Below are 11562 nucleotides of genomic sequence, written 5' to 3'. Positions count from 1 at the left end.
TGTTACCTTTGTTACCTTTTAACAAGTAGTAAGTATTGAGTAATAAGTTGAAAGTAATATGAGATACGAGTAGACAAGACACGAGATACAAGTTGTTAACTGATAACTGATGACTGTTAACTGTTTACTACTTACCGGTCCGGATACAATAAGTAAGATATATCCGGCATTTTGCAGATTTTGACTATCTTTGCATATCAAAAACAGAATATAAACACATATGGAAACAGTTTTAAGCGGTATCCGCTCTACAGGGAATCTGCATCTTGGAAATTACTTCGGTGCACTGAGAAATTTTACAAGAATGCAGCATGAAAACAAATGCTTCTTTTTCATAGCAGATTATCATTCGCTGACCACACATCCCGATCCTAAGATATTGCACGGCAATGTAAAGGGTGTATTGACAGAATATCTTGCAGCCGGTATAGACCCCGAAATATCGACTATATATATACAGAGCGATGTAACCGAAGTGTGTGAATTGTACTTGCTTTTGAATATGCACGCGTATCTGGGCGAACTGTCCAAAACCGTTTCGTTCAAGGAAAAGGCAAGAAAACATCAGGATAATGTAAATGCAGGGCTATTGACTTATCCAACCCTCATGGCTGCCGATATATTACTGCACAATGCTGATAAAGTGCCTGTTGGTAAGGACCAGGAACAGCATCTGGAGATGACCCGTAAGTTTGCCCGTCGTTTCAATAACCTTTATGGCGTGGAATACTTCAAAGAGCCCGTAGCTTATAACTTCGGACAGGAACTGATAAAAATACCGGGTTTGGATGGCAGTGGCAAGATGGGGAAATCGGAAGGCAACTGTATCTATCTGGACGAGGACCCGAAAAGTATAGAGAAAAAAGTAAAACGTGCCCTGACCGATGAAGGCCCTAAAGCTCCGAACTCCGAAAAGCCGGAATATATAGAAAATCTGTTTACAATATTGAAAGTAGTTTCTACAGGAGATGTTGTTCAGCATTTCGAAGACAAGTGGAATACTTGCGAGATACGTTACGGAGACTTGAAAAAACAGCTGGCCGAAGACATCATAAAGGTCACGACTCCTATACGTGAACGTATTATCGATATTAAGAACGATGACGCGTATTTGCATAAAGTTGCCACCGAAGGAGCTGAGAAAGCACGTGAGAGCGCACGCAAAACGATAAACGAGGTAAGGGAAATAATGGGGATACATAAGTTCTGATTATCGGGACTTCCCTCCAATATACTCTGTGCCTCTAAGCATACAGAAATCGGTATATATTTAAGATTTCCTTATATAATATACCGATTTTTTTCATTACGTTTGTATATATAAAAATGCTAAGTAGATTATAAACAAATCTTTATAAACACATCTGATCAATCTCATATATGGATAACAACGAGAAATATGACTTGCTGGCTGAAGGCGAAACAGGGCTGGCTTCCGGAATGGGTATTTATCCCCGTAGCAAAAGCTTTAAGTTCGATGCTGCACAGATAGAAAAATCACTTTCTTCTCGAAAAGATTTCAAACTTATTTCTTTTAATAAAGCTGAAGTCGATATAGAGTTTTCAATTATGAGTTTTGCGGCAGAGATTGAATATCAGGAGACTGTGTTTAATGTGGACTTATATGTCTGTGAAGCCAAAAATATAAACCTTGGCGACTACGGTTTTGCAAATTCGATAGATGAAGAATCCCTGCAAATCGCAATGGAGCAGGAACATTACCTCGAAACATCCATGTACTTCGAGTTGGAGCCTCTGACTTCATTTCATTTGCAATTGAAAATAATGGATGCTATTGTCCCTGAAGCAAGCCTTGTAGTTGACTTCATGTCTTACAGGTTGTTGTCTGCCAAATGGCTGAGCATGACCGCTAAATCACCGACACCTCCTTCTCCCGATTATCTTTATACATTGCATTGTGTATATGACGAGAATGGGGAGAATGGTAATCGCAGATATTGGTTCCATACGCATGGGTTGCATCGCTGCGCATCTGTAGAACTGGAGATTCTTAATTTCAGTCAGGGAGCAGAGCAAATGAATACATTAATAAACATGACAGTAAAGAAATTTCTGTCGCATCCTGCAAAGGAGAAAGAACGGTTTACAATCGGTTACGACGGTATGGGAATCAACCTGTGCTGGCTCCGGTGGGAGGAAGCACTGAAAGATCTGCCCAAGGGTATACTCGGTAGTGTGGCGGATCGGGACGAAGTAGATAATGTACATGCCGAGCCTTCGGGTATTCTCTTTGCTGTGGAAGATGGCAATATGGTTTCTCCTGAGATATATGCGCCTACGTTGGCCGAAAATCCTATTTATTATATAACGAATGAGGAAACCGATAGAATGAGTGCGTTGGCTAAAGAGCGTTTTTCTGCATTCGAGAAAGTCTTCAGGAAGGAACATAAACAACCGGAGAAGAAATCGTTCCTCAAAAATATTTTCGGTTCGAAAAAAGAAGAGGAACAACCCGGATGGACTTTCCTTGTAAAGTTGGGGCTGACTGTAGATAATCCCGATTCGGGAAGTGAAAAAGAGCATCTGTGGTATGATGTGATATCTATAGAGAATGGAAAAATTGAAGGCAAGCTCCTCAATCAACCTTATTGGATATCGGGGCTGAACGAAGGAGATATAAAAACATATCCTTTCGACCTGCTTACCGACTGGATTATATATTCTCCGGACAATACATATACAAGTGATTCGATTTACCTGTTGGAAAACTGATATAAGGAAATTACGAAATCCGAATAACTTTATCTTTATATAAAATAAGAACGTTTTGAGTAGCGAGAGCAGAAGCAAAATTTATTTTGATTATGCCGAGTCACGAAAACAAATAATATAATTCAACCTTATCTTTACATAAGATCGAGAATAGAAATGATATTAAATAAAAAAGTCTCAATTGTAATCTGTTGTTATAACGAGGAATCTAATATTCCTACAGTGATAAAAGCAATCCATGACAGTATGGACACAACAGGCTACCAGTACGAGATTATAGCCGTTAATGATGGCAGTAATGACACAAGCCAAACTATACTGGAGAAAATGTGTGCGGAAGACCCGCAGCTTTTCTATATTGAATTTTCCCGTAATTTCGGGCATCAGAATGCTTTGAAAGCAGGACTGGACAATGCCACAGGCGATTGTATCATATCCATGGATGCCGATATGCAGCATCCGCCCCGAATGTTACCCGATTTTATCAAAAAATGGGAAGAGGGTTACGATATCGTATATACACGACGTATGGATGATCCGACACTATCGAAGAAGAAACGCGGAAGCTCGAGCCTTTTCTATAAATTTCTGAATATTGTATCCGATATACATCTGGAACAGGGGGTTGCCGATTTCCGGTTAATGGACCGGCGGGCGGCAAATGTCCTTATCAATATTAAAGGTAGTGATTTGTTTATAAGAGGTATCGTTCACTGGATAGGTTTTAAGCAATACGCAATGGACTATATGCCTGACAAGCGGCTGTCGGGGCAAACGAAGTATACTTTTAAGAAAATGCGTAACCTTGCTGTACAGGGAATACTCTCTTTCAGTACAAAGCCTCTCCACCTTGCTTTATATCTGGGCTTCGGCATAGCCGTATTATCCCTATTGCTGGTGCCATATGCTATTATCAGCCTATGGACGGGGCATGTAATGGCTGGTTGGGTGTCTTTGATAATTACAGTGGGTTTTTTGGGCGGATTGCAACTATTCATTCTTGGGATTATCGGATTGTATATAGGACGGATATTCTCCCAGACCAAAGGTTTCCCTCCATATATTATACGAAGTACAAATATTAGTAACAAATGAGTTCAAAGATATTATTAAGTTTCGATATAGAGGAATTCGAGATGCCCCGCGAATACGGAGACCCTATTCCTTTCGACCAACAGATGGATGTTTCCATACAAGGTACAACACGTATACTCGATTTGCTTGCAAAACACGGAGTAAAGGCAACCTTCTATACTACAGCCAATTTCGCAAGCCATGCTAAAGATATAGTAAGCAGGATAGTTAGCGAAGGACACGAACTGGCATCGCACGGATATGTACATGACCACTTCGAACCTCCGCATCTAAAAATGTCGAAAGATATATTGGAAGAAATCGGAGGTGTGACTGTACGAGGTTACCGCATGGCACGCATGGCGCCTGTGCCCGAAGAAGAAGTCTTCAAGGCCGGGTATATGTACAATTCATCAATCAACCCGACATATCTGCCCGGTAGATATAACAAACTAAGTGAGCCTCGTACATGCTTTATGCGTGAAGGGGTATGGCAACTGCCGGCATCGGTGACTCCGATATTCCGTTTTCCTTTATTCTGGATATCTTTTCATAATCTGCCTTTAGGTATCTATACAAGCCTGGCAAACCGGACATTGAAAAAAGACGGATATCTGAATGTCTATTTTCATCCCTGGGAATTTATGGATATAGGCCCTAAGGAGAAGTATAATTTTCCGTTCTATGTAACGAAAAATACGGATGCGAAGATGGTGGAAAGATTTGGAAAGCTTATCGAATGGGGAAAGAGCAAAGGTTATGAGTTTTCCCGCACATGGGATTTTGTGGAGAGTATTAAATAGGTCTTACTCATCATCTTTTACCTCTTCATAACTGATATATTCGCCTTCGTTCTCTGAAAATTTTTTCTGGGAGATATTCGATGTTTTCGAATTTTGAGACTTGCTGCCTGATCGTTTTTTATTGGGTCTGGTCTTTTCTTCAGGACCGAAAAAACGGATGACACGTCCCAAAAGGACGCCTATTACAAGAAAACCGAATAGGCCTAATATTAATAGAAAGCCGAGAAACTTAAACATATTACAATTGAATTTCAGATATTAAGGTCACAGACCCTTTTATTGCTTCATTAAATTAAAGTACAATAAGTAGCCAGATTGAAATAATGTATCATTTACTATCTTTTACTTAATTGGATAAGCAAATATACAGATTATTCATCAGATTCTGAATATATGGCATCGGGACTTACGATAAAATCAGCAAAGCTTGTATTATATCCTTTAAAACAGCCTAATACATCTCCCGTGAAATTGGTTATCGGATTAGTTCCTCCATCGGCAGCAACAGAGAACAATGATTTATAGAATGTGTACATGCCTTTATCAAGAGTTTGCATCTCTATCCTGATTTGATCTCCTGTTTTCAGATCATTATCATTGTTGTCGTCTTTGTCGAAGTATAGTATGCGGTGAACTTTCAATCCGTTTCTGAATTCATCGTCATCCAGATATATGCTTTTCATGGCATTGCCGTTTACATAGAGGATTGTATAATAATAGTTCGTTTCATCTACAGGGTCGTGAAAGACGAAAGACGGCGAGTACCAGGAATCTTTTCCGGCCTTGATCTCATAGATATAGGCTTCTTCAATGGGTACAGAATTGGGTATTACTACACTGGCTTCATGCGTGTTTCCTTCTGCTGTCACTTGTATGTGATACCTTTTATTTACTGCCCCTAACATGTTGGAGAGATACAATCCGGACATATTTTGAGCTTCCCTCAATATTTCAGTATTCCCATCTTCATCGGTTAATATAATCTCCGCATCCGCAACCGTTTTGAAAGCGCTATTATCTTTGAACGCCTGCGATTTGGTCAGGTATACCGTACACGGCGAGCCTTCTGTAATAGCGGCATTTATCACTAGTCTGGGTGTTGCAGTGCGTAAATCCAAATCCACAATCTTCTCACAGGCTGTCAATAGGGCAAGAGCGGATATGGCTAATATGAGTTTATATATATTTTTCATATTGTTCAAAATTTGAAATTCCACGATATGGAAGGGATAACGCTGAATAGATAGATCATATATGATTCTGAGACCATCCGCTCGTCTTCATTTTGCCTGAAACCAAACATATAGGGATTTTTTCGCCCATATGCGTTATATACACTAAAGGCAAGTTCTGATGTATACTTCTTTGTTTTCTTCAGTGTGCATATTGCCCCAAGATCGAGCCGGTGAAATGCTGGAGCCCTATAACTATTCCGGCCTTCATAGTAATATATTGCATGGCCGTCCACAATGTATTTTCCTGATGGGTATGTCATTGGATTACCTGTTGCAAAAACCCATGTCGCAGACAATGTCCACTTCTTATTGAGATCATAGATGCCTACTACCGATATATCATGTGTCCGATCCTGATTGGCGACATACCATTTCCCGTCATTAATGCCGTTTATTTTCTTCTCACTGCGGGCAAGTGTATAGCCAACCCAACCATTAAACCTTCCAAATCTTTTCTTGAGGAATAGTTCCAGGCCATATGTCCGTCCTTTTCCAAATAGCAATTCAGTCTCTATTATCTCTTTTGCCCGGACATCTGCTCCATCCTTATAGTCTATCTGGTTCCGAAGGTCTTTGTAATAGAGTTCAGCACTAAATTCAAACATGTTATTTGAGAAATTACGGAAATAACCGATCGAAACCTGATTGGCTATTTCCGGTTTTATATAGTTGGTATTCGCAATCCATCTGTCGGTAGGACTGGAAAGATTTGACGTAGAAAGCAAGTGTAAATGCTGGGTTGTGCGTGTATATGCCGCTTTGATAGAGGATACGTCGTTTAGCTGATAAGCAGCGGACAACCGAGATTCTATATTCCAATATGTTTTAAGAAACTGGCCGTTCTTTGTAGATATAGTATCTGTAATAGTATGATTCTCGAATTCATAATAGTCTCCTCCGCCTAATACGCTGAAAGACGACACGCGCAGGCCGTAGCTCAACTCCATCTTATCATGCAGTTTCATACTGTTCGAGGCAAAGATGGCGTTCTCCCACGACTTACGGTGTTCGTATGGGGATATCTGTAATTGTGATGGATCTTTACTGCTCAGATCCCCCGGTACGACCTGATGGAATATAGATGTAAAACCAGCCTTTATTGCATTCTTATCGTTCGGATAAAAACTGAATTCCTGGTTCAGGTTAAAGTCTTTGATATGTGAAGCTACATTCAGGCCTGTAGTGAGGTCTACACTTACATTATAGGTATAGTCGGTATACGATAAGGTTGTAGCCGAGGCTGCTTTTGCATTGAATATATGATTCCATTTCAGACTGGCTATTGTATTTCCCCAATCTATCATAGCCACTTTATCCAATCCTAATTTATCCTTCCCCAAATACGCGGTTAAGGTAAGTTTATTCCTATCCGATAACACGTAACTCAATTTAGCATTTAGATCGTAAAAGTATAGTTTAGAGTCTTTTACTTGTTCCACTCCGATTGCCCGGGCCAAAGCATCTGCATAGGTACGTCGTGCCGAAACGATGAAAGACGACCGTTCTTTTTGGATAGGGCCTTCGAAGGTCAGATTTGAAGAAATTAGGCCTATACCTCCATTGGCATGGTAACCTTTCAGGTCTCCATCTTTCATGCTTACATCCAGTGTGGAGGATAATCTACCTCCGTATTGCGCAGGCATAGAGCCTTTGTAAATTGTCATATTATCTACTGCACTGGAGTTAAACGTGGAAAAGAAGCCGAAAAGGTGCGATGGATTATACACCGTGGCATTATCCAGCATTATCAGATTTTGGTCGTTACTGCCACCGCGTACATAGAAGCCCGTATTGCCTTCTCCGGCACTCATTACCCCGGGTAGTAACTGTATAGTTTTCAATATGTCGCGTTCTCCCAATAGGACAGGTATCTTATTAACCATCTCTATCTCCAGTTTATCCACTCCCGATTGAACACTCTTTACATTCTCATTGGTCCTTTGGGCCGAAATTTCCACTTCACCAAGTGAAACTACTTCCGGCTCCAAATCTACATTAAGAGTCTTGCTCTCGTTCAACTTGATCTTAATCTGTTTGGTGTTATAGCCGATAAGTTTAAAGATCAGGTTATATTCTCCTTGTGGAAGTGTAAGAGAGTAACTTCCGGACTCATCGCCGAAGCTGCCTTGTTGTGGTAATTCCTTTATCCCAACAGAGACACCGACAAGAGTTTCTCCGCTATCGGCATTATTTATCCGGCCTTTTACTGTATATCTGTTTTGGGCTAAAGCTATCGAAGTAAGAGTTAGCAGAAGCGCAATAAAGAGAAATCTCATATTCTATCTTTTAGGGCTAACAATAAGCCATACTCAATCTCAACGGAAAAACTGCCGTTTTATTTAGTGTTTCCTTTTTCAGGTTTTAGACAAAGATAATTGTTTATTTGTTAAAATAGTGATAAAAAAGGAACTACAATGTAAAATATTAGGCGAAAATTCTAGCATTTTTAAGAGATGTAATTAATCCTTGATACAAATGTAACCGGGAGATATAAGACTGTTAAAAAAAGGTGGCACAAGTAACAGAAAATAATTATTTTCTCCGTTTCTTTCTCCTCTTTCCTGCCGGAACCCTCCCGTTTCGACCTAATAATTTTCATATGTTTACCCTAATTGTTTTTCTGTATCGATAAATGTAGATGAAAATGATTGTCTTTTTTAACATAAAGTTTTCTTTGCTAAGCTTGTATTAATTGTACTGATCGCGATCCGGTTATAAAAAATAACCGCATTTGTATGACACAAATGCGGTTGCAAATCTTTCTGTATAAAAATCTTTATACTTTACTTGCTTCTGGCATTATACCCTTCGGCTATAACCTTATAGTTACCCGTTAAATGCTGAGGCAATGTCAATTCTACGGTTCTCTTCTCTCCGGGTAATAAATTGATATAGCCATCAGAGAAATAGGCCGGAAGCAGTATCTCATTTGTGTTTTTATCTACTGCATTCAGTTTCAGGGCGGCGGCCAATACTTTCGATGGATTTGATATCTCTATCAATGTTTTGCCATTAGAGTTTATGGCTTTCACAATTACCTCTACAGAAGACAGCGTGTTCATGTCCTTGTATGAGTCATTATTGCCGTCAGTTATCCAATAGTCATTTGTCGACATCGTTTTTCCTTTTACATCTTTCAACTCTAAACGAGCCAGATATAACCTAGGCAAATTATTCACATTTTCAGGAGCAAAACACTTAGCGGATGAGTTTGCTTTAGCGTCTAGTTTTACATCTTTCTTATACAACTCTTTCCCTTGCAGGCTTATATACCTGATACCAGCTGTCACTGATTTATAGTCATGCAATGTTGTATTGATAATCATTACATCGTTATCAGGCAGGTTCATCTGTATATGTACCGGTTCGCAAGCCTTCTTTGCCCCAAAATAGGAGCCCGGTGTTTCATAATCGTAAGTATATGTTTGCCAGATCATGCTCGGCCATGCCGGATGGCTCATCCATAGTATAAGGCCTGTCGTATTATTCCATATCTTACTGTTCCACGCTTCGAGCATATTGCGCCATGCATCGTATGTTATAAATTGTGATTTGCGGACAAAATCCTCCATACTTTCAGGTTTCCCATAACGGTTTACTGCATTCATAAAGTCTCCGAAATTCTGGGATGTGTGATGCAGGTCGTGGTATGCCCACACATCATTTATAGGCCATTGGTCTTCCGGGGCTATGAATTTGCGGATGGTATTCGCAGTAGGGATGGCATAACTACCCATCTCGGTATTGAAGCCTTTTGCGTTTTGGGTATAATAGAGTGACGGGTCTTTAAAGTATCCCCACGGACCGCTTGTCCCCATATTCAGGAAACGGGATTGACCGTGATAATGGCGCGTAGGGTCTTCTTTCGCTACCATTTTTGTAAGTGTTTCGCTCATTCCCTCCGGTGCAAAGCCCTCATTGCGCGGACACCAGATAGCTATAGACGGATGATTGCGGTAACGGCGTACTACATCCGCAGCATTCTTAACAAACAGGTCGAAGTCGCTTGGCTCCACAGTATCGTCTGTGGTAATCCAGAAGTCGTTCCAAACCAGCATGCCGTATTCATCACAAAGGCTATAAAATACTTCTTCGGTCGATTCTCCTGTCCAGTTGCGGATAATATTGAAATTGGCATCACGATGCAAACGTACATATGGTTCTATACGCTCCCGGGATACCCGTTTCATGCCGTCGTCCATTCCCCAGTTGCCGCCACGACAGAATATCCTCACTCCGTTTACCCTGATTGCAAGGAAAGGTCCGATAGGATCGTCCGCTGACAATGTTTCCAATCCGGATACGTCTGCGCCTTTGGTAATTGTAGGCAGTTGATTATCTTTGGTGAAGAAAGCCCTTTTTTCATAATCGAATATAGGATTTCCTTTATTTATTGTTGAGTTTGGCGTATAAAGCACTCTTTTATTTTGGTCATTATCACTCACCATCAGTTCATATGACATCTCACGGATGCCGAAACGTACTTTCTTGGTGTCCGAGGTACTACTATTTGTCCGGGCAGTTAGTTTCATATCATATAATTCCGGGTTGCCGTAGCCATTCGGCCACCACAGGCGGGGATTCTTTATATTCAGTTCCTTATACTCCTCCGGACTGAAAACCAATACTTTTTCCTCATTAGCTTTCAGCGAATAAGGGATGCTGATATTGATGTTTTCTATATCGGCAGAGAGCGTGCCGTTTATTGTTTTTGAACTTATATTACGGATATTGGTACGGATAGTTATTTTTGCCTGAGTAGTATCAGGTAGGAGAATATCCGTTGTCACCAACGGATCACCGATCAATACATCACCACTCGACCTGAGCCTTACATCCTGCCAGATACCCGTATTACGGTCGCGAATACCCGGAATCCAGTCCCAGCCGATAGAAGATATGAACGTTGGCCCGTCTGTGCTGAGTACTCCTCCGTTCAAACCTTGTCCGGCAATCATCGATTGCTCGTGAGGTATTCCCGGATTATTGGGAGGAAGAATGTGAACGGCTAGTATATTTTCCGAATTAGGGTTTACGATATTTGTTACATCAAATTCGCCACGAATGAAAGCTCCTTTTATACTGCCCAGCCTTTTCCCGTTCAGATATACCTCTGCCCGGTAATTTATACCATTGAAGAGGAGTCGCAACTGCCTGTCAGCAATATCTTGCGGAATAGTAAATTTGCATCTGTACCACCAATCGGTGCGACTCAGCGAATCGGGGATATTCATATTATTCAATCCGAAAAACGGATCGGGATAAACTCCCTGATTTACCAATGTGGTAAGTACTGTGCCGGGAACAGTGGCGTTGTACCATGTTGCCGTATTCAGTTGCGGATCGAAGATTGACTTTCCGGATTCAATTGGCGTTGCTCCGTCGGCCATTTCCCAGCCCTGAGTAATAATCCATTCTCCCTCTTGGGTTGGGATTAACTTAGTAGGTAAGTTCTCTTTTGCAATTCTTTTTGCTTCCTGAAATGAAGCATTGCCCTTCGGTAATTCCGATTGAGGCTGATGTTGGCGGAGTCCCGTCCATAAGTTAGTTAACTGTTGTGCTTTGAAATTCGCAGATGATACCATAAACAGAAGTAGTATCACCGTGCCTTTCAGATACAATTTTTGTTGTTCGTTGATCATGGGTTCTGACTTTATTGTTTTTGATTAAATAGGTCAGACAAAGATACTGTTTTTTACCCGTGAGATAACGTTCAA

At 40.7% G+C, this 11562-nt stretch carries 8 protein-coding genes; 4 read left to right on the top strand and 4 right to left on the bottom strand.

Going from position 1 to position 11562, the window contains the following annotated elements; all coding sequences use genetic code 11:
* Positions 1 to 220: 220 nt before the first annotated feature.
* The 4 genes from trpS (at position 221) to IR083_RS16965 (ending at position 4610) form a co-directional block, all read left to right on the top strand.
* Positions 221 to 1210, top strand: coding sequence for a tryptophan--tRNA ligase (gene trpS / locus IR083_RS16980; RefSeq protein ID WP_194225211.1), 990 nt, complete (start codon positions 221 to 223; stop codon positions 1208 to 1210).
* A gap of 170 nt (positions 1211 to 1380) precedes the next feature.
* Entirely contained in the window at positions 1381 to 2733 is a 1353-nt protein-coding gene (locus tag IR083_RS16975) for a DUF4026 domain-containing protein (protein WP_006800980.1), read from the top strand.
* Between the two features lie 156 nt (positions 2734 to 2889).
* Positions 2890 to 3828 (top strand): glycosyltransferase family 2 protein, encoded by a 939-nt coding sequence (locus IR083_RS16970; protein ID WP_194225210.1) that lies wholly within the window; start codon positions 2890 to 2892, stop codon positions 3826 to 3828.
* Entirely contained in the window at positions 3825 to 4610 is a 786-nt protein-coding gene (locus tag IR083_RS16965) for a polysaccharide deacetylase family protein (protein WP_194225209.1), read from the top strand. The genes IR083_RS16970 and IR083_RS16965 overlap by 4 nt, the downstream gene beginning before the upstream one ends.
* Positions 4611 to 4613: 3 nt before the next feature.
* Here IR083_RS16965 and IR083_RS16960 read toward each other — a convergent pair whose 3' ends face one another.
* The 4 genes from IR083_RS16960 to IR083_RS16945 all read right to left on the bottom strand — a co-directional run bounded on the left by IR083_RS16960 (position 4614) and on the right by IR083_RS16945 (position 11487).
* Positions 4614 to 4847, bottom strand: a complete 234-nt coding sequence (locus IR083_RS16960) for a DUF4834 family protein (RefSeq protein WP_006800983.1) — start codon at positions 4845 to 4847, stop codon at positions 4614 to 4616.
* 134 nt (positions 4848 to 4981) lie between these two features.
* Entirely contained in the window at positions 4982 to 5803 is an 822-nt protein-coding gene (locus IR083_RS16955) for a DUF4249 domain-containing protein (protein ID WP_194225208.1), read from the bottom strand.
* 5 nt (positions 5804 to 5808) lie between these two features.
* Positions 5809 to 8121, bottom strand: coding sequence for a TonB-dependent receptor (locus IR083_RS16950; protein WP_194225207.1), 2313 nt, complete (start codon positions 8119 to 8121; stop codon positions 5809 to 5811).
* Positions 8122 to 8628: 507 nt separating this feature from the next.
* Positions 8629 to 11487, bottom strand: a complete 2859-nt coding sequence (locus tag IR083_RS16945; protein WP_194225206.1) for a glycoside hydrolase family 2 protein — start codon at positions 11485 to 11487, stop codon at positions 8629 to 8631.
* Positions 11488 to 11562: the final 75 nt, after the last annotated feature.

It is taken from the genome of Dysgonomonas sp. GY75, from assembly GCF_015234155.1.
Classification (GTDB): Bacteria; Bacteroidota; Bacteroidia; order Bacteroidales; family Dysgonomonadaceae; genus Dysgonomonas; species Dysgonomonas gadei.
Note: the sequence above shows the minus strand (reverse complement) of the source record. Positions and strands in the feature narration are given on the sequence as shown.